This window comes from Paenibacillus sp. Marseille-Q9583 (assembly GCF_976954365.1).
Genome location: NZ_CDRJTB010000056.1, coordinates 20,128 through 41,059, shown reverse-complemented (window position 1 = coordinate 41,059; position 20,932 = coordinate 20,128). Strand labels below are relative to the sequence as shown.

Sequence of the window (20,932 nt, the reverse complement as noted above, 5' to 3'; positions counted from 1 at the left end):
TTGAAGCTATCCGTGATATGCTTGCGATATATTCTAGAACAATTACAAGCTTGGAAAGTTATGGTGATATTCTTGAAGGTAAAAATTAAAGATATAGCCAAAATGGCTGACGTTTCGATAGCTACCGTATCAAGGGTTGTCAATAACAGCAAACCCGTTAACGAGGAAGTTCGTAAGCGTGTATTGGAAGCCATGAAACAAATGAATTACCGTCCTAATGTCATCGGTTCAGATGCAGGTAGATCGGATACACCTCTGATTGGTGTCATTATTCCGCAGAACAGTAATACCGTGCTTGATGATTTCAATATTGGCATACGTGATCTCGCCGAGCTATATGGTTATGATGTTTTGGTCGGGTTAACAGACGGAAGTGTTAATAGTGAACTTCATTATTTGAACTTATTCCATCATATGGGGACGGAGGGTTATATATATGTAGGGTCGGTTCCGAGTAAGGAGCACTTGGAGATTATCCAGAAATCCGGGTCACCTTGCGTGTTAGTTGGAGAGCAATCTCAGATTGATTCGATCCCTTCTGTCCATCTGGATAATGTTACCGCTTCCTATGAAGCCGTCACTTATCTGATTCAAAAAGGACATAGAAGTATCGGCATGATCCGGGTATCTGGAGATAATGCAGTGGGTGGCGATCGATATCGCGGCTATCAACAAGCGCTTATGGATGCAGGCATTATCTTAAGAGAAGAATGGGTAGTAGAAAGTGGAATGGCCGTAGAAGATGGAAGTGACGCTATGCGCCGGATTAAGGATAGCGGGGAGCTACCTACTGCGGTTTTTTGCTCCACAGATTGGATAGCTGTAGGGGCGATGAATTTTCTGATCGATAACGGTATTCGGGTGCCAGAAGATGTTGCGGTGTTCGGATTCGATAATAGCTTTATCGCTTCTGTCGTTCGCCCCAAGCTGTCCTCGGTGGAATACTCCGGAACGGAGATTGGAATGACTGCTACCCGAACTTTAATCAAGCTGATTAAAGGGGAGACTGGTATTCAGCATCATGCAAATGTAGCTCATTATTTGGCAATTCGTGAAAGTACGGGTTAGGGAAAGCTTCCCTAACCCTATTTTTAAATCTGATAATGGTTATTGTGTAAATCCTACACGGGCGCGTTCCCGTCCTTTAGTATCTAGTGTGATGGAACAGACGGAAGTCATGGGAATATACAGCTCCTCAAATTCTGTCCGATATTTAATAAACTTCTCAGTTACCGTTTCCAAAATGCCTTTTCTAGCGTTAGAGCCATCTACAAAATAAATGGTTACCTCTTTGCCCTGCAAAGCTTCCAGCATCATTCACTTCACTCCTTCGACTTACAGATTTGTGATAACTTTGTCGATAATCCCGTACTCCACTGCTTCCTCGGCTGACATGAAATAATCCCGATCCATATCTTGTAGTACTTTTTCCACCGTCTGTCCGGTTCGGTCCGCTGTAATTTGGACAAGCACTTCCCTTAGCTTCAGAATGCGTTTGGCTCTAATCGCAATATCACTGGCCTGACCCTGCGCTCCACCATGCGGCTGATGTATCATGATCTCACTGTTTGGCAGCGCATAACGTTTACCCTTGGCCCCTGCTAGCAATAGAAGTGAACCAAAGGAAGCCGCCATCCCTGTGCAAATGGTGTTCACCTGCGGTTTAATAAGCTGCATCGTATCATATATACTGAATCCCGCCGTTATGGAACCCCCTGGACTATTGATATACATGTGTATATCTTTATCTGGATCCTCAGCTGATAAGAACAGCAATTGGGCAACAACACTATTCGCTAATTGATCCTCAATCTCCGCCCCTACAAACACAATTCGGTCCTTTAAGAGCCGCGAATAAATATCGTAGGATCTTTCCCCTTGATTCGTTTGTTCAATGACATAAGGAATGTACGCCATGCGTATGCGACCTCCATCCGTTTATTTTATTTGAAATCTACCCTGTAAACGGATTAGTCTATGGATAGGATACGTTAAGCGGGCAAAATATTATTTTTATTATTGCGTATCTTAATTTGGAGCTCATTCGTTTATTATTAGAAGTAACCGAAAGCACTTTACCGGAAAAGGGGTTATGCAGAGTGATCAGCCTTGAGAAGCTTAGCGCCGGCCATGAACCGGATGAGAATCATACCACGTCTTTGCAAATGGCCCTGAAGCGGTATTGCCTTGCACTGACACAATCCCCGTGGGAGGCCGAAGATTTGGCTCAGGATACGTGGGTCAAAGCACTGGGCTATATGAAGACTTCCAAACATTCGAAGCTGAAGAGCGATATGAACGATACAAGTCAAATGAACAACAATTCAGAACATACAAGTCGTACGAATTTCAGCTCGCTAACGAATCATCCGAATCCTGAGGCGCTACTCCTGCGGATTGCCAGAAATACCTGGACAGATATTATGCGGCGAAAAGCCACATTGTCACGAGTGCTGGAAATGGATCAACCACGGACAGAGGAAGCAGCAGGGTATGGTTTATTTGAGATTGAGGCTGCTTTTCAAGCCTTACAGAAGCATCTGTCTCCACTGCAGCAAGCGGTGTTCCTGCTCCGCGATGTTTTCGAGCACTCCGGAAGCGAAGCTGCCGAAATCCTCGACACCACAGAAGGAGCTATCAAAGCTGCTCTGCATCGAGCCCGCCAAGCCCTCCCTGCAGTCAGACAAGAGCTTCTTCAATCTAATGGCCCCTCCATACTGCAGGATACGGAACTACAGATTGCCTTGAATCGTCTTGCATCCGCCTATGAACAAGGACAAATCCCCGAGCTGATTGAGCTTGTCCTTGTGGATGAAAGTCAAGAAACTGTAATGGCCGTGTCCAGCCAAAGCTTACAGAGCTTCCAAAGCGTTCAACCTTTCCAATCTGGCGGATTCAACTCTATGGGCTGGAACTATTCCGAGCCAGGAATGCGGATGGTGGCTTAGTCTTTCGTGACGCTATTTCATAATACTGGAGTAAGCTTAGCTAAATGAAGCACATTACGTTACGTTATAACCGAACAAATATTAGTTTTGAAAAGTGTGAGTTTGATGAGATAGGTGTGTTTTGTGAGTTAGGTCAGTTTGATGAGTTGTATAGTTGGGTGATGTTTTAGCTTTGAGCTAGTGACGTTGCAAAATGTGTAACAGAATCCATGAAATCAACGCTAAAAAACGAATCTACTGCACTATCTGCAATAGATTCTTAATAAAAGTGACTTTTAAGTCGATTTCTCATCTTTTGATTGTATAAAGTGCAATAGAATCAAATTATGTCCTATATAGTTTAAATTCTATTGCACAAAGTACAATCACACTAATGAAATCTCCTCACATATCTTTATGTTTCATTCATCACCACTCATCACTCTTTAAGGCACAATTCCCCTGCTTTCTACGGAAACCTTTAATTAGACTTATAAATAAACATTAATGCTAGTTAGGAGTGATATTTTATGAGGAAGATTCTTATCTTAGGCGGCACGCGCTTTTTTGGAAAAAGGTTAGTTGAACGATTGCTACAGGATTCCGTAAACGATATAACGATACTTACACGCGGGGAAACTAGCGATTCCTTTGGAGATCTCGTTCACCGGATCCATGCGGACCGTTTCCAAGCCAACGAGCTCGCTCAGACGGTAGGAGATACACTATGGGATGTCGTGTTCGATAATATTTGTTATTCACCGGACGAAGCGGATCAGGCACGCCGGATTTTTGATGGTAAAACGAAAAGGTATATCCTCACCTCAAGTTTATCCGTCTATGATTTCAGCGAAGAAGCACTGACCGAGGACATTTTCGATCCTGAAACTTACCCTATCCGCCACGGAGGGCGAAATGATTTCACCTATCAAGAAGGAAAAAGACTGGCGGAAGCCGTCTTCATGCAGCAGGCTAGCTTTCCAGTCGCTGCGGTTCGCTTTCCAATTGTGCTGGGCATAGATGATTATACGCGAAGACTTCATTTTCATATTGAGCATGTCCGTAATGAGTTGCCTATTGGTATACCGAATCCCGAAGCACATATCTCCTTTATCCGTTCGGATGAAGCTGCTGATTTCCTATACTGGCTAGGCTGTAGCTCTACTATGGCAGGACCGTTCAACGCTTGCTCAGACGGTACGGTTAGAATTAAGGATATTCTCACAATGATTGAAGAAGAAACAGAGAAACACGCCATCATCCAGAAGCAAACCGCAGACGAGCATATGTCACCCTTCGGAATTGAACAATCCTGGTTTATGGATACGACAAAAGCCCAGTCGGCGGGGTACAAGTTTCTCAATCTAAAGAACTGGCTCCCAGAGCTGGTTAGCTCTCTGAACAACACCTACGAGGAATATACGCCTTCATCCTCCCTCATTTATCTAAACGACAAAAAAGCTGCTCCAAAGTAGAGTTCATCTACGATAGAGCAGCTTTTTCATTGTACAAAACCTCTGCGAATATTTAAATAATTGCACTCTATACAACTAAATCAGGCCAATCAGGCTTAGGTTCAACTTTAGTTGTATTTTGTGCAATTAAAATCTAGCTAAACACCACTAACAGCCAATTCTCGTAGAAATAATTGCACTAAGTGCAATTAAACACTCATAGCAGAAAACACAAACTTTAATAGCTGTATTAAATACAACTAACCACAAAAAAGGCAACCAGAAGTCTCCCTCTTAGCTACCTTTTAATATTACAGAACTAGCAAATCAAGTCACTCCCTATATGTGTGCATCCGATCAAGAAGCAAACCTCTCCCTACCTATGCGGAGATTGTCAAATAAGAGCGCTCCTCAGGCGTTTCATCGCCAGGTGAGTCACTGTCCTCTCCAGCGATAATCTCGTCTACTATGTCCGAATTAATCTTGAAGACGTTGATTTCCTTGAATAATTTTTGCGAAATTTCATTAATCTCAACGGCTTGGCGGGCAATGTCGTGGATCGCGTTGTCCTGTTGTACGCTAGAGGCATTCACTTCCTGAACCCCTGCCGCAGTTTCCTCAGCGATGGCAGCCACGTTGTGAACAGACTCTGCGAGTCTACGATTCATAGTCTGTGTCATATCTACCTTGTCATGGATTTGCCCAATCTGCTTACTAATCTCAACGATCGACTGATCTATTGCTTCAAAAGACGACAACGTTTCTGCCACTTTTTGATCCTGCTCTTCAAGGTTTCCTTTAGTCTCCAGCATATATTGCTGAAATTCATCCATCCCTGCTTGCAGCTCGTTAATAATCTGACTGATATGTACGGAGGACTCTTTGGTCTGATCAGATAATTGTCTCACTTCATCTGCTATGACAGCAAAGCCCTTCCCATAAACTCCCGCCCGCGCTGCTTCAATTGCTGCATTTAGTGAGAGAATATTGGTCTGCTTTGAAATATTTGTGATCGATTTGGTAATTCTGGAGATATCCTTCGATTGATCGCTCAATTTAGTTAAAGCAAGATATACTTTATTCACAGACTCACGTGAGTGCTCTGATACCTCGCGCAAAGCGATGACGGACTCGGAACCTTTTCGAGTATTGTGATTAGCCGTTTGACTTGTCGAGAGCATAACCTCGGTATATTCCGTAATTTCATGAACTTCCCGTTCCAATTCCTGAATCAAGCTTGCGCTCTGCTCCGATTGTCCGGCTTGCTGCTCAGCGCCTACAGAGATTTCCTGTATTGTGCTTACGATTTCTTGATTCGTATGAGCGGTGATCGATGAAGATTGTTGAAAAGAGTGCGAATAAGTCGCAAGCGATGACGCTACCGATTGGGTCTGCTGAAGCATCTCTCTTACCCGCAACACCATATGGTCAAAATGATGACTCAGACTTCCTAGCTCATCGTTATATGGCGAATTAATCTGCTGCCGCAAGTCTCCCTCAGCAATTTTACGTAGCGCTACTTGCAGCTTATTTATAGGGTTCAGGAAGGAACGAATAAGCATAACAGCAATAATAAGTGTGAAAATGAATACTAGTATTGCTGCATAAGCCCCCATAGAACTAGTCAGATTTAACAAATCAAAAGAATAGTCTTGAGCCTTCTCTGCGTTCTCTGCTGCAGCGGTATATAGCTTCTCATTGGTCTCCAGCATAGCTTTATTCATAGCCAATGCCTTCGTATGTAGTTCATCTATTCGTTCCAGAACGGCCATGGGATCAAGCTGCTCGTCCTTTATGGTATTCACTAATCCGTCAAAATAGCCTGTATATCCTCCAACTTGATTATGTAATTGTTCTAATTCCTTAGACGCTGGCGAATCTGCTTCAAACTTCACTTTGCCCAATTCTTCCATTAACTTTGTCTGCTTGTCCTTAAAAGGTTGGGTAAACTCTAAATCGCTAGAGCCTGCTAGAGAGGTCTCCACACCGTTCATTTCTTGAAGCAGTTGAGTAATAGTGGATACCGTAATTCTTTTTTCCATCTCCATTTTTTGTGTTTCCATAGAGATTTCTACTTGATTGATTTTATAGTTTTGGTATAGCGCTACCCCTAGAAAGAATAATACCACGGCAGAAAAACTCAAGATCAACTTCCACTTCATTGATAGATGCATAGACCTAGCCTTCAACAATATCATCCTCCGTATAAAGCCTCATATGGCAATAGGTACTTTTTACTAATATCTAAATTGTAGAAGCTGTACATTAAATACCGGACACAGTTTTGTATGAGAAATGTAAATTTTGTCGAGTACACGTTCACAACTATCCTATTGCAATTGACGTAACGTTAAGTGCTAAAATACTTCTCATAGGGCGCCTTATCAATCTATAGAACGGGAGTTGTCTATGAGTGGATTTGTGACCATTGATAAGCTTTCTACGCAAATCGGACTGACGAGTCGGACGTTGCGTCACTGGGAAGCACAAGGATTATTTGAAAGTCACCGTGAGGCTAGCTCGGGTTGGCGAATTTATGATGAGCACGCAATCCTTGCCATTCAAATCACTGCATTATTAAGAAAGCTTGATATTAGTATTAAAGATATCGGAACCGTTCTAAAGAACATGTCCGTACAGTCCTTGTATGAAACACTTCTTCAGCAATCCGCTTCCATTCATAATGAGAAATCCGAGCTCACACAAAAAGATCGCGAAATCCGCTTCTTATTACAATTAATATCCGGACGTACGGAGGAGTCCATAACTAACCATTTGTTATTTGAGCTGAATGAAGAATCATGCAATACATTGGATGAATTGAATGAGAATGAGGAGGTTCTATCTATGACAACAATTAAACACTCTCCACCTATCCATGTAAGATTCATTACACTTCCACCTATGAGATTTGCTTATAATATTGCAGTCAGTACATCTCCAGAGGATGAAGCTATGCAACCTGTCTTGGAATGGTTGGAAGCTAACCATCTCTTGGGGACGGCACGTTTGTTTGGCGGGAATACAAATCCGCACCCTAGTGGTGAGAATAACCCTTATGGCTATGGATTCTGTGCCTCCATTCCTGAAAATGTAGAAATACCAATCCACCTTAAAGAGATGCGGTTCGACGGCGGTCTCTATGCGATGACGGAAAGCAGTGATGATATCTACGGCTCCTGGCAAGCACTGATGAGTTTTTTGGATAATAACCTTGATTATCAAGCTGACCACGATTCAAGATTATGTCTTGAGGAGCATATCCGTAACGATAGTCCCAAAGGCAGCGGAAATGAGTATGTATTAAATCTGCTCGAACCTGTAAAAAAGAGAGCATAAAACAAAACGCTCTCCTTTGCCCATCATGGCATTGGAGAGCGTTTCTATTGTCATCAAGAAATATGATGATCGTTTAAGATTGACTCAGCTTTAACAGCTTCGCTAACACTTGAGCTATTTCTTCACGAGTCGCTGTATCTTTTGGAGCAAAGTTAAGCCCCGTACTTTCTGCAACAGGCTTGCCTGAAATAATTCCTGCCTGCTGAGCAGCTGCGGCTGCTTCAAGAGCATAAGAGCTTATCGACTTCTGATCCGCAAAAGCTGAACTGTCGCCACTTACAGGCAATGTCCAGTTCATAGCTTTCGCTAATCGCATGATCATGACAGAGAGCTGCTCACGAGTTACATTTGCCCTTGGATCGAACTGTCCATCACTCACGCCGGTAACAATTCCCTTGCGATTAGCCCACGCTACCGCTGCCGCATAATAATCGTCAGCCTTAACATCTGTGAAGTTTCCTGCTCCTTCTGCGCCCAGATTAACACCAGCCAATCGAGCTAGGAGCAAGGTAACATCTGCTCTGGTTAGTTGACTCTTAGCTCCGAACTTACCTTCACCAATGCCGGTAATTACATCACGAGCTGCCAAATACGTAATAGAATCTTTAGCAAAGCTGCTGCCAATATCAGAGAAGCTCACTTTGTTGTACCCTACTGCATACGTGGAGAATTGTGAAGTCTGGAAATTCAGTTGTCCCTTTGCTGCGTTATAGCTACTGCCTGCTAGTACAACCGCTTGCCCCGCATTCCTCAAATCATAAGCTACGACTGCATTAGCATCTTCATTTGCTCCTAGTGTATACGGCACTGTTATTGTCGCAAAACCAGCACCTAGGTTAGATAGACGCTGACTGCCAGCTGAAATCGCCAGGTTTATTACTGGACGACTGCCAACCACAGCTTGAGCTTTGCCTTTCCCATCCGTGTCCGTACTGCCGATGGACAGCTTAATGTCCTCACCCTTTGCTGCTGTGTGCACAGCCGAGAGTGCATTACGATCCAACGTTATCGTACCCGCTCCTGCTTCAAATACAACTGACTTTGCAGTACTACCTGCAAGTGCCGCAAAAGCACTCGATGGGAAGTTAAGCTGAACTTCACCTGAAGCTGCATCAACCTTAGAGCGGAATATCAACTGACCATTAGCATTATTCGCCAGAGACTTAAGACCCTCTGTAACCATATCCAAAGTAACGGAGGCAACTAACTTACCTTCTGCATCCGCTGAAGCCTTAACCTCTACGATAATCTTATTCCCTTCTGTGGTTACAGCTGGTGTTGTCGCCTGTTTAACTGGATCTTTAGTCGTTACCGTTGTACCAGGTCCCGGATTTGAAATCACCGGATCTGCTGCGGATACGGTCACAGTAGATTCAGCTACGCCATAACCATCTGCACTATAAGCGGAGATAACCGCTGTTCCCTTTACCAAGGGAGTGACCTTTCCGTTGTTATCAACGGAAGCAACACTTGGATTCGAAGAACTCCAAGTTACCACATTCGATCCATCCTCAGCAGGAACTACGCTAGCCTCAAGCGTTGCTGAAGCCTCGCCAACCTTCAATGACAAAGAAGTCCGATTCAGTGTTACCTTCGATACATTCAATTGATAAATGGCCACAGTACCACCAACTTCATTCGCTACGAGTACTAATGGCAATCCAGTCGGGCTTGATGTTGCCGAAATAAATTCGATACCTTCTGGACCAGTGTCCGTTTCAATGGTGTTCGCAGGTGTGAATTGACGTGTATTAATATAGTTCACAAAATTCGGTTCCTCTGGATTCGTCACATCATATGTCATCAGACCACCGATTCGCTCAAGACCAATAAAGGCCAGCGCTTTTTGTCCAACCTTGCCTACCTTGACATACTCAGGCTCAGGTCCTTTTTTGGTACTACGGTTATCCATGGTCGTGTTACTGTTGCTTGCATTGAAATATTCTGGCAGGCGTTCTCCGGTAACCTTTTCAAAGTCGCTGCCACTATCGTAGACCTGTTCCATAGAATCGGCTTCCCAAATAGAAAATGAACGGCCACCGTACAAGTAAATCCCATCATTGCCCATGTCAGACATAACTTCTACACTATCATATTTATCTTTATTTTTATTCAGAAACTTAGCCGCATCTGATTCCGGATCTAATGAGCCCTTCATTTTTTTGACTGAGCTCACGTTCACTTTACTATCCCATTCCGTTGCGTCACCTTCGTTGGCCGTGAACAGATAAGTTTTACCTCCGACCGTGTACTGATCTATACCATCAGGCATATACGTACCGAAGAATGGAATATTTTCTGAATTCACTTTATTATCTTTTACCAAGTCCAGAGCATTATTAGGAAGGCTTAAATCCTTGAACCCCAATCCTTTAACCCATAGAACCTGCTTGGAGGCAATATCGATGGAAGCAATAGCATTATTCTCTTGAAGCGCTACATAAGCAATGGTCTGGTCATCAGAAAGCACCACAAACTCCGGCTCCAGATCACGTATCGCATCCTTTTTTTCACCTTTGCCCGTAATCTGTTTAGTTACCGGATCGGCTACTCCACGAATATGGACAAGATCGTCAATTACATCAGGGTTATCGAACTTTACCTGAATCGAAGTGTTCTTGAGCGTATCAATGATCGTTACACTACCTTCAGGATCACCGACAGTCGTGCGTGGTTCAGCTTCGTCCGCTGTCAAAATGTAAAGGCCATCATCGGTAAACTTCACCATGTCCGGTTGAACTCCAGCTTCATAAGAAGCCAACAATTTACCATCATAATCGAGTACAAGAACCTTACCGTTCTTCATAGCATCTTCTTCTTGAATGGCTACAGCGATCCGTTTAGTAGCGGTGTTGATATCTACACTGGTCAGGTCTCCGTATGTAAATCCATCCACTTCGGATAGTTGTTCTACATTAATACTATATTCTTTTTGCGGATTAGAAGGGTCCTTGAGATTCACAATATCGACTGTTGCAGGGTGAGATGAACCATTTACGAGGTAGAACTTGCCGTTATCACGGTTAAATTTCACGATCTCCGCCACGCCGCCATCTTTATTGGTCACGCCTACAGCGTATCCGCCGATCTTAGTTACACTAAGTAGATCTGGAGTCAAAGGTGCTGCGGCTTCCGCCACATTCAGTGGTAATATAGCTTCTGTCTTCTTCCGGGGCGTCGAGCTGTCATACACAGCGATGCTGACGGTAGACGCTCCTACTTTCGTCGGAGTTCCACTAATATTCCCAGATGCTGCATCGAGTGATAGTCCGTCCGGTAAACCCGTAGCTTCAAAAGAATAAGGTTGTACTCCCCCATAAACGGACAATGATACCGAATAAGGCGATCCGACTTTTGCTTCTGAAAGATTCTTGGTAGCGATGCCTAAATCTGGCACTTTTACACTCCATTGTCCATCCGCACTGTTATGAGGTTTAAACAATGCCAGAGAAGAAGCATCCAGAGTATCAAAGCTAATTTGTTTGAAATCTGCTTTGTTATTGTCTGAATCCACGAAATCAACGCGACGGACTGACTTTTTCTTAGAGATACCTCCGGTATCACCAGTTGGATAGTCCACTTCATACCCATCGATCGTTGCATTTTTATTGTTGGACGCTGCACCAATCATATCCACGTAGTTACTTGGCATTGTTTGAAATGGATTCACAACCTGCAACAAGTCTGTACTACTTAGTAGAACAACCTTCATACCATTGTTATTAAAATACATCCCCGGCCATAACTGATCGCCTTTGGTACTAATATCGTTTTTGTGATCCTTGTTGTTAGCATCATCGGTGATGAGATAAGAAGAATGAGCTTTAATGGTTCCGTTCAAATCCAGCTTGCTCCATTGTCCTGCGAGCTTAGGATCCGAATATTGTACAGACCAACCTACTAAACTCACATCGGAATCGGTTGGGTTATATAATTCAATGTAACCTTTCGAGAAAAATCCACCTGATGCATCGGCAGTGTTACCCCCACCATAAACTTGATTAACAATAATATGAGGAATCTTCACATTGTATTGACCGTCTGCCGTATAAGGCGTACCTGATTGAACGGATGCAGCCACTGCTGGACCTGCCATCCAAGCGGAACCTAACAACATCTCTGCTGTTAGCATAAGAGAAACAATAGCTTTACCTGTGGGTTTCAAGTAGATTTTCACTCCTATTGATAGTTTCTATCAATATAGAGTAATAGTATTACCTAACCTGCAGATTTGCGTAATGGTGATGTAAACATTCTCTATGCAGTAGCAGGAGTAATTTTCACAAATATAAATCGTGTAAGAGGCCCGACTAATAGAATTTGCAGTGGAAGTGCAACAATGAAATTCTTACCTATCGCAGACAGATAAGCCATCGGTAGTGCTGAGGTGAACCCTACATGAAGAACTGCGCCATAGAAGGACATAAACAGCACCATTCCGGTCACCATAAAAAAGGAGATGAACATGATTTTTTTGATCATCGGATCATTCTCTTTTACCAGCTTATGTGCGATCCCTTTCGCAACTTTCCCTACAACAAAGACATCCAGAATAAATGCAACTACAAACGCAGGTACGTAGCCGATGATCACATCTTTAACTAACGTACCTGACCAGCCCTCCATCAGCGCTACATTGTAAATGCTCATACCCAGCACCATCAAAGCACACATGATGAACGTAAATAATAATGCTTCTTTTTTGTTTCTTCCCATCTTCAAGCTCCTTTTATCTTCAGTATTGTCAACCTGGATTACAATATCACAGCCATTCGAACTAAGTCAACTAAGTTGACAATGAATACAAATGACTTATACTTGGATTAATGAGCGATGATTTAGGAGTGTTCACATGGATAACCATCTGCAAGAAATGAATCTTATTGATTTACTTAGTGAGAAACATCTAGCCTTACGTAAAATAGTTACTGACCAAGACCCGGATCAAATTAATAAGACTGAATCCCATATCCTAGCAGTTCTTGAAACACATCAAATGCTCACGATCTCGGAAATCAGTAGAATTATTCATATTTCAAGACAGGGTACGCATAAAAGTATTCAAGGACTGTTATCCAGCAACTATGTAGAAGCCGTGGAGGTCAAAGGAAATCAACGTGACAAAAACATCATCCTTACCCAGAAGGGTATCGAATGCAATCAAAGAATGATGATCACCAAAATCGAATTAGAGCAAAGAATCGCTAACAAGCTTGGGGCAGCTAACGTAGAGCATCTCAAATCTTTGTTAAAAGAGGAATGGCTCTAAGCTCCAGCAAAAAAAGACGCAGGGTTCTCCACTCTGCGTCTTTAAAAATCTTCAATTATTTTCCGGGAAATTGTCGTTAATTAGCTTTCAAAGCACTCTTTGCCGCGCTCTCCCCGCCAAGACGACCCGAGGTAAAGGAGTACCCAATACCAACGCCGTTTCCAACATAAGTATCGTTAAACAACACGCCTTCAGATTCAAGACCTACAGCAAACAATCCTTTCACAGGTGTCCGAATCCATTAAATATCTATAATTATTGCTGTTACCTTTGGTTGGACTTAGATTATTCAGTACACACCCAATTGAATAATAAAGATCACGCCAGACCAAACCAGTGAACTAGTGTAAATCCAACTAAGGACAACAAGAAAGAACCTATAAGCCCTGCTGCAAAAGATTTCATCCCCAGTCGTCTAAATGCCGCCAAGTCAACATTTAAACCAAGTCCAGCCATCGCCATAGCGATTAGCATATAAGCTATCGTTACAATTCCATTTGCCACTGATGCTGATACGATCCCTAATGAATTCACACCACTGACGAGTAAGAAGCCTAGAATAAACCAAGGAATAGGAATGCTTTTCCATGAGGCTTTAGAGAGTCCACCTTGCACTTTTCTTTCTGCACGATTGGTCCAAACCCCAATTAAGATAGCGACAGGAACGAGTAAGGCCACCCGAGTCAATTTGACGATAACCGCCATATCTACTGCTGCACTCCCGCCTGCATCTGCTGCTGCGATGACGTGAGCAATTTCATGTAAGGTAGCTCCAGAGAAAACCCCATAGCCTAGATTCGATAAGCCTAGTAAAGGATACAAAAATGTGTATAGCAACGTGAATATTGTACCTAAAATTGCAACTATCGCTGCGCCAATCGCAGTTTCGTCGTCTTTGGCTTTGATTTGTGGAGCAATCGCCACCACCGCTGCCGCACCGCAGATCGCTGTTCCACAGGCTGTTAAGATACTGAGTCGCTTATCAACCTTGAATAGCCGGGCAAGTCCGTATACAACAGAGATCGTAAATACGATCACAATCACAGCCAGTAGAAATACCCGTGGACCTGCAGCAACAATATCCATTAAATTCAACCGCATACCGAGCAGGATAATCCCTAGACGTAGCAGCTTTTTGCTGGAAAAATCAGTGCCATGGGTGATCGTACCCGGCACTCCGACGGTTGCCCGCCAAATAATTCCGATTAAGATGGCAATGACCAATTGGCCCATAATAGAGAGAAAAGGAAAGCCTGCTAAATATTTTGCGACTAATGCAATGATTAAGGTTAACCCAATGCCAAGTGCAAAACCAACTTGTTTCTTATTGTTCGATTGGTATATTCCCTGTGAATCCCCCATGTCGTGTACACCCCTTGTATGAATCTCTAGATGACGGAGGTATGTATTTCCCTTCCCCCATGAATCAACAATAATACGCCATGGCTCGAAAGTTAAATACCAATATACTATCCGTAAGATTAGGAATCCTTATGCTTGAATCCATGCAAAAACTCATTGAGCGCCATTTCGTTATTAAATGTTATTCGCTCTCCCCATCTGCGACTGATAATGATCCGGTATACTATCACTTGAAAATGAATTCTGACGCAAGTATTACTGCAGATCCCCATGAATAAGTCGGTTAGCGATTGCTTATATCAATAAAAGATGTATTTTTGCAGGTTTATCCTCTACCCGTCATCTCAATTAGCTACTTTATTTCCTCACATTCACATAAAAAAACTCCTTCGAGAAGGAGAATGCCGAAGCATCCACCTCTCCAAAAGAGCAATTGTGTTCCTATATTAATTTTTTTAAATTTACACTTCAAGCTTCTGGAGCTTAGTTCCCTTCGGGAGTACAGAAGTTATATACTCGTGAACGGGATGTTGGCCTTCAGCTTCCGCAAGTACCGTCACAATTCCTTGATCCGTACCCGTTCTGATCAGACGTCCCATTCCTTGTTTAAGTCTTAGCAGCATGTAAGGTAAATCCACATCTTCAAAAGGATTGGAAGTCTCCGCACGTTTTGCCATAAATACAGGGTCAAGCGGAGGATAAGGCAGCGACCAAATGATCACATTAGATAGTGAAGGTCCTGGTATATCTAATCCTTCCCACAGCGTCACCGCACAAAGCACACTATGCTCATCCCGCTGAAAAGCTGAGATCAGATAGCTGATCTCTTGATCCCCCTCATAGAGGAAAGAATACTTGCTGGATTCTGCTCTCTGCGAGCTGAGCTGCTTGAACTGCAGAAGTTCTTCGCGAGTACGGAATAACAACAGGGCTCTTCCTTCTGTCTGCTGGATAAGCTTCAGGGAGATCTTCATTTTCTCAGCAAAATCACCGCTCTGAAGCTCAGGTACATAGATACTCATCTGGTGCTCATAATCATAAGGTGAGTCTACAGAGAAAGACAGGAAGTCGTGTATCCCAAGACTATCCTTCAAGTATTGGAATGATTTATCCACGGACAATGTAGCCGAAGAGAATACGATTGGCATTTTTTGCGTGAATAAGCTGTCTTGAAGTACTTCCTTAACATTACGCGGCATGACCGACAGCGTTAAGCCATCGCTATCTTCTGTCGCCCAGCAAATTAATGCACCTGAATCCTCAAACAACCTCAATGCGATCTCTATGGTCTCCAAACGTTCTTCCACAATCCGCAATTGATATTCATCAATCGTGTACAGTCCACTTTCGAATACTAATTCTTCTTCAATAGCGGCAATTACACTACGCATGCGATGCACCTCACGGATTAGCGATGCATTTAGCTCAATGCTTTTTCGATCCGATCCAGGAATGGTGCGGCATTGACGACGAATGTGTTTAAACATTTGCTCACTTTGCATAATCGCTTCATCGATAAGAACAGCAAGCGTTTCACGAATTTCATTCTGTAACAGACGAGAGATTAGTTCTTCAAAGACAACATGCTTCATTTTATAGCCTAACGCCTTCATGGCGGCAGATTCTAACAAATGCCCTTCGTCAAAAACAACTGCACAATGCTCTGGAAGCAGAGGAATTTGACCTTCTCGTTTACGCGCTTCATAAGTCCAGACATGCTCCATGTAATAATCGTGGGAACAAATGATCAGGTCGCTTGATTTCCGGTAATGATCACGGGACAACGTTTGTCCACAGCGATGACGCATATCACAAGTAAAACAATCCTGAAACGTATCCCAGTTGATCTTATTCCATTGTTCATCATTTAGATCTGGATAATCCCTACGGTCGCCATAGGCATGGAACTGCTGCATCGGTGCATGAGAATGTACAAAATCAGGTAAAGAACCATACAAACTCTCCAGCGGCAAGCTCCCATCATCATTGTTGCGAGCATGATCCAGCTTTTTCAGACACATATATTTATCTGGAGATTTCGCTAATCTGGCATCAATATTCATATTCAGATGCTTCGCAAGCTTGGCAATATCACCCTCTGGCTTCACCAACTGCTCAATCAAGGACTCGTCCGCACAAGCGATAATCGCAGGTTTACCCATATACCGCGCATAACAAATGCTATATAACAAATACACTAAAGTCTTACCCGTACCGACCCCTGCCTCAGCAAAAATCGTCTTCTTCTCAGCAAAAGCTCGCTCCACCTGAAACGCCATGTAAATCTGTTCATCACGAACTTCAAATCCTGCCTCAGGAAGAATTTCATAGAATACGTCGCCGACCCATTCCCCTACTTGCTCCATAAAAGGTCTGGTCCGATCATATTCAAAAGGATACTGTGTCGCCAACAAGCCTACCTCCAATATTTGATCAGGCATATTACGTTATGCCATGAAAAATAGAATCAACGGAAAAACTCTATTATCTCATAAGATTGGAGTAATTACAAAGTAGTTCGTTCGAAAATAGGTTAGATATCGAGTTTACGAGTACCAATCCATTTCACCATTTCAGGATCCCGATGTGAAAAGAACAAACTCTGATTCGTATCTAGCGTAGTAATTGAGTCCATATCTTCTTGGCTTAATGGATTTATTATATTTTTCAGCTATGGACATTAATATCTCATTCTGGAACAAGTTATTTTTCCCTTCAGCAAAAGGCGCCCATGACTCGATTTGAACATTATTTTCTTTCATAAATTTCGCATTTTCGATTTGCTGGTTAAACGGATGTGTCTCAACCTGATTTACGCTCAATTACGAGTATCCATTGATTATCCAAAAGATCTAGAACTGAAAAATTATGTAGGCTTTTATTTAAAAAGCATGATTACTGAAAACAACTCATTCTTGAGTTTTTGTCAGGGGACAAGAACATAGTCCTATAAGAACCCGAGCCTCGCGCGGTTTTTGTATTTTAAGGAATCAAGTTCTTGTCCTTTACTCCAGACAAAAACTTGATCCCTTAGCCGTTAATGGACAGGAACATGGTCCCATTACTTTTACTCCTTGGTTTCTTTGTCCTTGCCGCCGAAATTAAATCCTAACTTTCCATTATATTTGCCTACCTGTCCGACAACTCCTAAGCCTGCTCCTTGACCACCGCCGAGTTGTGCCTTGGCCTGGGCGCCGAGACCATTTTCGCCACCAAGCTGCAAATGGGTTTGCAGTCCTGCGCCTTGACTGAACCCCAAGTGTCCTTCGGCATCAGCACTCATACCGTGCTCTCCTCCGACCTGCGCCCCCGTATGAAAACCTGCCTCTTGACCGCCATCTATTTGGGTTTTTGCTTGAGCCGCAATCCCGTACTTGCCGAAGGCCTGGGCTTCGGCATTGAGCCCTAGACCCTGGCTGCTGTCCAGATGAGTATTGCCTTGCGAATGGATTCCATATGAAGGAGTGCCCATATGGCCGCCCGCATACATCCCCATGCTACCTAAGGCTAAATTCCCGCCAGCATTTAAACCAATGCCGTGTTTACCGCCTACTTCTCCTCCGGTATTTAGCTTAATCCCCTGCCCACTGCATACATTATCGTTCATATAACCATTTAAAGGTTCTTTTTTGGTGTTTTCGCTGTCCGAGGGTAGATCTGCCAGACTGCTTTCTGAACGGAAGAGATGGTAGTAATGAGAGTAAGGGAAAGAATTGTAACGGGTAAAGCAAGGGTATACGGATGAATTAGCCTGGCTGTTTAGATATTCGTTCCCAAAAGTCATCTGGGATACCTCCATGATTCAATTTATTACTACAGCCTATTCATGGATGAGTTGAAGTGATACCCTTCCTAAGTAAACCGTTATGAATTCAAGGTTCGCAGCCGATGCACAATGAGCCGGGCGGAAGTATCACTTATTTTTAACGGGGAAATCTACAACTACCGGGAGCTACGTAAATCGGTGCCGGCGGCGTGACCAGCTGCTGTGCGCCGCGCACCTGGTTGCTTCGGACACATAGGTGGGCGGAACGACCGAAGTCAGTGACCAATCTCGTTAATTATGTAAGAAAACATGGTTATTGATGAACTCATTTATATGGGTGGATTTTTTATACCGGAAAAAGTGGGGGAATCGGCAAAGGGACCAAGTTCTTGTCCTATAAGGGACTATGTTCTTGTCTTCCGAAAGTTTTTTTTCAACGAATCAAATAGGGCATCTACAAAATACGGAAGTAGCCTTCCTAGTCGAGCATACTTAATTAATATTCTTCCATAAGAACTCTTATAGCCCGCTTCCAAATTCAGCAAACTAAGTTCCTCCAAGCTACTACCTACGCCGCAAAGTATCACCAGAACCATCCGCAGACTCGATAACTAGATTGAGCAAGAATAGCGAAGTTGCAGATGTAATGGATACCTCTTATACCGCTAATACATACCAGTGTGCGGTTATTTACAGACGGAGATAAACAAAAAGTAACCTTGAGGAGGTACTCCTCAAGGTCAACAATAAAATCATTTAATACGTCTTAATTCATCATAGAGAGCCTTTCCACAATGCATGGGTTTCGTTCATTTGTTTTCATCCTTATTATACATTTTGAAAAACCGCATTCTTTTATCCTGATATGTCATCTTGCTTCTTGAAATTTGAGAATCATCAATAAAGTTAAGATTGTTATGAAAAGGTAGGAGCAGGAAATTCATCAATTCTCATACGTAATAAACTATATGGTTTTTCCCGCAGGTCTCTTCCATAATGAAATCTCGCCTGCCGATGTAATTGATTCACAATCACATATAAGTATTGATCGGGGCCAATCGAAAAAGTATCCGGCCATAAAATTCTCGGGTCATGTGCAATGGTTTCCATGGCGCCATTCGGCAATATCTTCCGGATACTGTTGTTTTCATAGTCTCCCGCATAAACGCTTCCTTTTGCGCCGGTGATCATTCCATCAGATGCACCTTTTTCCCCCCAATACTGCACATAATCGGATAAATTCATGTCCTGTTTCCTTCTGTCCCTTAGGGATTCTGTTGAGATTGAGAACAGCTGGCGGCTGGCTAGCGGAGCATAAAATAAAACCTTTCCATCAGGAGAAATCGCTAAACTATCGGAAGCCAATCTAAATGGGAAAGTCGAGCCGTCCGGGTTTCGATTCATCAAAATTTGGCCTTCAACTTTCGGTAAAAAATAGGGATCAGGTGAAGTTGATATTGCTCCATTTAACCGTCTAAACGCGTTCCCATTTTCTAAATCTACGACGATAATAGCCCCTGGCCCTCTGGAAGAAGAATCCGTTATATATGCATACCCTGCTCTTCCAACCCGAAAATCCAAACGGACATCATTCAGATAAGTTGTTGGCAAAACTACATCTTCTGTAAAGGTATATACTCTCCTTATTGTATTCTTGCTTAAATCGACAGCAACTAATTTTGCCCCTCCTTGAATAGGTTCAGAAAAATTTGGTGCCCCTGTATCTAATACCCAAAGTGTTCCTCTTCCATCAGCAACGATACTTTGGACACTGACGAAAGACATTGGGATATTACCGGTATTAACCAAATTAGTTTCTAAACTGGGATAAGGCTGCAATTCACGCTCAACAATTTCCGCCACAGTAAATTGAACGTCGTCTCCCCATTTCGGAAAGCAAACAAAAATACGACCAGTTTCGGAAACACTGACACCTGTAGGCATAGCCCCATAAAAAGCATGCACCAGTTCAAACTGTCCAAAATATTTTTCCGTAGGTAATATAGGTTGCATGATATCCTCCTCATCCACTTCGAACGGATATCAACTATATATGATGATTTTTTTTATAAATGCCTGGTTCGGTTCTTATTAAATTTTTCTATCGTAATGGATACTGTGGGTTTCAACTTCCCATTATTATTAAAAATGTTGGTTTTATTAACGCTAGAATGAAATTATTTAATAGCTTCATTTACTAATGATACGGTTCACCACAATGTATCTAATCAGAAAGCACAAAATGTTTAGATATACATCTAATCGGCAATCGGTAAAAGATCTTGTCCTTGGCTTGGGACACGAACTTGTACCAATAAAAAATAAAACAAAAAAGCCGCTAAAATAGCGACTTTCAATGGGACATGTACTTGTCCCTCGACATTTTTGATCCAACCGGCTTCCTATACTTAATACACATGATAAAGTCACTCCTGATGTTTTCAGGTAGCGGATTTTTCATGATTAGTTTTCTCTCATACTTATAAATTTTTTTTGAAGAAATCTCGATAACAAAGCTTACAAATCAATCCTCTTCGGTAATGATGAAGAATGACTCGTTGTCCACGCTAAAAGTAAGCTCTTTATTGTCGACAATTCCCTGGAACTTATAGGAAGCTGCTGAAGGCCCGATGTAGCGAATGTTGGTTGCATTTTCTTGATCCTCAATCTGCTTGGTTAAAGCTTGAATCTCTCGTTCTGTTAAATCACGATTTCCTGGATACATAGCCATTTGGTTGGCCCCTCTCATGGATTTTGATATTATGTTTGACTTTGACTTTCTTTGACTTTAATTAGTATGCCATGTTATTTCTGT

At 42.7% G+C, this 20,932-nt stretch carries 16 protein-coding genes and 1 pseudogene; 5 read left to right on the top strand and 12 right to left on the bottom strand.

Annotated features, from left to right (window positions below; all coding sequences use genetic code 11):
• Nucleotides 1–72 precede the first annotated feature (72 nt).
• Complete coding sequence (locus ACWNM1_RS22120; protein WP_449602676.1) at nucleotides 73–1,068, top strand: LacI family DNA-binding transcriptional regulator; 996 nt, start codon at nucleotides 73–75, stop codon at nucleotides 1,066–1,068.
• Between the two features lie 39 nt (nucleotides 1,069–1,107).
• Here ACWNM1_RS22120 and ACWNM1_RS22115 read toward each other — a convergent pair whose 3' ends face one another.
• Nucleotides 1,108–1,317, bottom strand: a complete 210-nt coding sequence (locus tag ACWNM1_RS22115; RefSeq protein ID WP_231573413.1) for a hypothetical protein — start codon at nucleotides 1,315–1,317, stop codon at nucleotides 1,108–1,110.
• Nucleotides 1,318–1,335: 18 nt separating this feature from the next.
• Complete coding sequence (gene clpP / locus ACWNM1_RS22110) at nucleotides 1,336–1,917, bottom strand: ATP-dependent Clp endopeptidase proteolytic subunit ClpP (protein ID WP_449602675.1); 582 nt, start codon at nucleotides 1,915–1,917, stop codon at nucleotides 1,336–1,338.
• Nucleotides 1,918–2,099: 182 nt separating this feature from the next.
• Here clpP and ACWNM1_RS22105 point away from each other — a divergent pair, with 182 nt between their 5' ends.
• Together ACWNM1_RS22105 and ACWNM1_RS22100 are read left to right on the top strand one after the other, a co-directional pair.
• A complete protein-coding gene (locus ACWNM1_RS22105) occupies nucleotides 2,100–2,948 on the top strand; it encodes an RNA polymerase sigma factor (protein ID WP_449602674.1) in 849 nt (282 codons plus the stop codon).
• Between the two features lie 509 nt (nucleotides 2,949–3,457).
• A complete protein-coding gene (locus ACWNM1_RS22100; protein WP_449602673.1) occupies nucleotides 3,458–4,402 on the top strand; it encodes an NAD-dependent epimerase/dehydratase family protein in 945 nt (314 codons plus the stop codon).
• Nucleotides 4,403–4,761: 359 nt separating this feature from the next.
• On the opposite strand, the gene ACWNM1_RS22095 is transcribed toward ACWNM1_RS22100, so the two are convergent.
• Complete coding sequence (locus ACWNM1_RS22095; protein WP_449602672.1) at nucleotides 4,762–6,555, bottom strand: methyl-accepting chemotaxis protein; 1,794 nt, start codon at nucleotides 6,553–6,555, stop codon at nucleotides 4,762–4,764.
• Between the two features lie 235 nt (nucleotides 6,556–6,790).
• Here ACWNM1_RS22095 and ACWNM1_RS22090 point away from each other — a divergent pair, with 235 nt between their 5' ends.
• Nucleotides 6,791–7,720: a MerR family transcriptional regulator gene (locus ACWNM1_RS22090; RefSeq protein ID WP_449602671.1), complete on the top strand. Its 930-nt coding sequence runs from the start codon at nucleotides 6,791–6,793 to the stop codon at nucleotides 7,718–7,720.
• A gap of 73 nt (nucleotides 7,721–7,793) precedes the next feature.
• Here ACWNM1_RS22090 and ACWNM1_RS22085 read toward each other — a convergent pair whose 3' ends face one another.
• Complete coding sequence (locus tag ACWNM1_RS22085) at nucleotides 7,794–11,885, bottom strand: choice-of-anchor I family protein (RefSeq protein ID WP_449602670.1); 4,092 nt, start codon at nucleotides 11,883–11,885, stop codon at nucleotides 7,794–7,796.
• Nucleotides 11,886–11,977: 92 nt separating this feature from the next.
• A complete protein-coding gene (locus ACWNM1_RS22080; RefSeq protein WP_042186683.1) occupies nucleotides 11,978–12,436 on the bottom strand; it encodes a DUF2798 domain-containing protein in 459 nt (152 codons plus the stop codon).
• A 136-nt stretch (nucleotides 12,437–12,572) separates the two neighbouring features.
• On the opposite strand from ACWNM1_RS22080, the gene ACWNM1_RS22075 reads away from it, so the two are divergent.
• Nucleotides 12,573–12,989 carry a MarR family winged helix-turn-helix transcriptional regulator gene (locus ACWNM1_RS22075; protein ID WP_449602669.1) on the top strand — a complete coding sequence of 139 codons (417 nt, stop codon included), beginning with the start codon at nucleotides 12,573–12,575 and terminating at the stop codon, nucleotides 12,987–12,989.
• Nucleotides 12,990–13,065: 76 nt separating this feature from the next.
• Here ACWNM1_RS22075 and ACWNM1_RS22070 read toward each other — a convergent pair whose 3' ends face one another.
• The 7 genes and pseudogenes from ACWNM1_RS22070 to ACWNM1_RS22040 all read right to left on the bottom strand — a co-directional run bounded on the left by ACWNM1_RS22070 (nucleotide 13,066) and on the right by ACWNM1_RS22040 (nucleotide 20,848).
• Nucleotides 13,066–13,215 (bottom strand): hypothetical protein, encoded by a 150-nt coding sequence (locus ACWNM1_RS22070; RefSeq protein ID WP_449602668.1) that lies wholly within the window; start codon nucleotides 13,213–13,215, stop codon nucleotides 13,066–13,068.
• Nucleotides 13,216–13,307: 92 nt separating this feature from the next.
• Nucleotides 13,308–14,351: a YeiH family protein gene (locus ACWNM1_RS22065; RefSeq protein WP_449602667.1), complete on the bottom strand. Its 1,044-nt coding sequence runs from the start codon at nucleotides 14,349–14,351 to the stop codon at nucleotides 13,308–13,310.
• A 461-nt stretch (nucleotides 14,352–14,812) separates the two neighbouring features.
• Nucleotides 14,813–16,792, bottom strand: coding sequence for an ATP-dependent DNA helicase (locus tag ACWNM1_RS22060; RefSeq protein WP_449602666.1), 1,980 nt, complete (start codon nucleotides 16,790–16,792; stop codon nucleotides 14,813–14,815).
• Between the two features lie 92 nt (nucleotides 16,793–16,884).
• Nucleotides 16,885–17,170 (bottom strand): annotated as a pseudogene (locus tag ACWNM1_RS22055) (aldo/keto reductase); the annotation flags it as partial.
• 248 nt (nucleotides 17,171–17,418) lie between these two features.
• On the bottom strand, nucleotides 17,419–18,135 hold the full coding sequence (locus ACWNM1_RS22050) for a hypothetical protein (RefSeq protein ID WP_449602665.1): 717 nt from the start codon (nucleotides 18,133–18,135) through the stop codon (nucleotides 17,419–17,421).
• 897 nt (nucleotides 18,136–19,032) lie between these two features.
• Nucleotides 19,033–20,130: an L-dopachrome tautomerase-related protein gene (locus ACWNM1_RS22045; protein WP_449602664.1), complete on the bottom strand. Its 1,098-nt coding sequence runs from the start codon at nucleotides 20,128–20,130 to the stop codon at nucleotides 19,033–19,035.
• 511 nt (nucleotides 20,131–20,641) lie between these two features.
• Nucleotides 20,642–20,848 (bottom strand): hypothetical protein, encoded by a 207-nt coding sequence (locus tag ACWNM1_RS22040; RefSeq protein ID WP_449602663.1) that lies wholly within the window; start codon nucleotides 20,846–20,848, stop codon nucleotides 20,642–20,644.
• Between the last annotated feature and the right edge of the window lie 84 nt (nucleotides 20,849–20,932).

Bases quoted from the DNA above. Each gene is read 5' to 3' on its own strand.
- ACWNM1_RS22075 (WP_449602669.1), top strand. From the start codon at position 12,573: ATGGATAACCATCTGCAAGAAATGAATCTTATTGATTTACTTAGTGAG.
- ACWNM1_RS22045 (WP_449602664.1), bottom strand. From the start codon at position 20,130: ATGCAACCTATATTACCTACGGAAAAATATTTTGGACAGTTTGAACTG.
- ACWNM1_RS22095 (WP_449602672.1), bottom strand. From the start codon at position 6,555: ATGCATCTATCAATGAAGTGGAAGTTGATCTTGAGTTTTTCTGCCGTG.
- ACWNM1_RS22100 (WP_449602673.1), top strand. From the start codon at position 3,458: ATGAGGAAGATTCTTATCTTAGGCGGCACGCGCTTTTTTGGAAAAAGG.
- ACWNM1_RS22080 (WP_042186683.1), bottom strand. From the start codon at position 12,436: ATGGGAAGAAACAAAAAAGAAGCATTATTATTTACGTTCATCATGTGT.
- ACWNM1_RS22115 (WP_231573413.1), bottom strand. From the start codon at position 1,317: ATGATGCTGGAAGCTTTGCAGGGCAAAGAGGTAACCATTTATTTTGTA.
- ACWNM1_RS22065 (WP_449602667.1), bottom strand. From the start codon at position 14,351: ATGGGGGATTCACAGGGAATATACCAATCGAACAATAAGAAACAAGTT.
- ACWNM1_RS22050 (WP_449602665.1), bottom strand. From the start codon at position 18,135: ATGACTTTTGGGAACGAATATCTAAACAGCCAGGCTAATTCATCCGTA.
- ACWNM1_RS22040 (WP_449602663.1), bottom strand. From the start codon at position 20,848: ATGGCTATGTATCCAGGAAATCGTGATTTAACAGAACGAGAGATTCAA.
- ACWNM1_RS22090 (WP_449602671.1), top strand. From the start codon at position 6,791: ATGAGTGGATTTGTGACCATTGATAAGCTTTCTACGCAAATCGGACTG.
- clpP (WP_449602675.1), bottom strand. From the start codon at position 1,917: ATGGCGTACATTCCTTATGTCATTGAACAAACGAATCAAGGGGAAAGA.
- ACWNM1_RS22060 (WP_449602666.1), bottom strand. From the start codon at position 16,792: ATGCCTGATCAAATATTGGAGGTAGGCTTGTTGGCGACACAGTATCCT.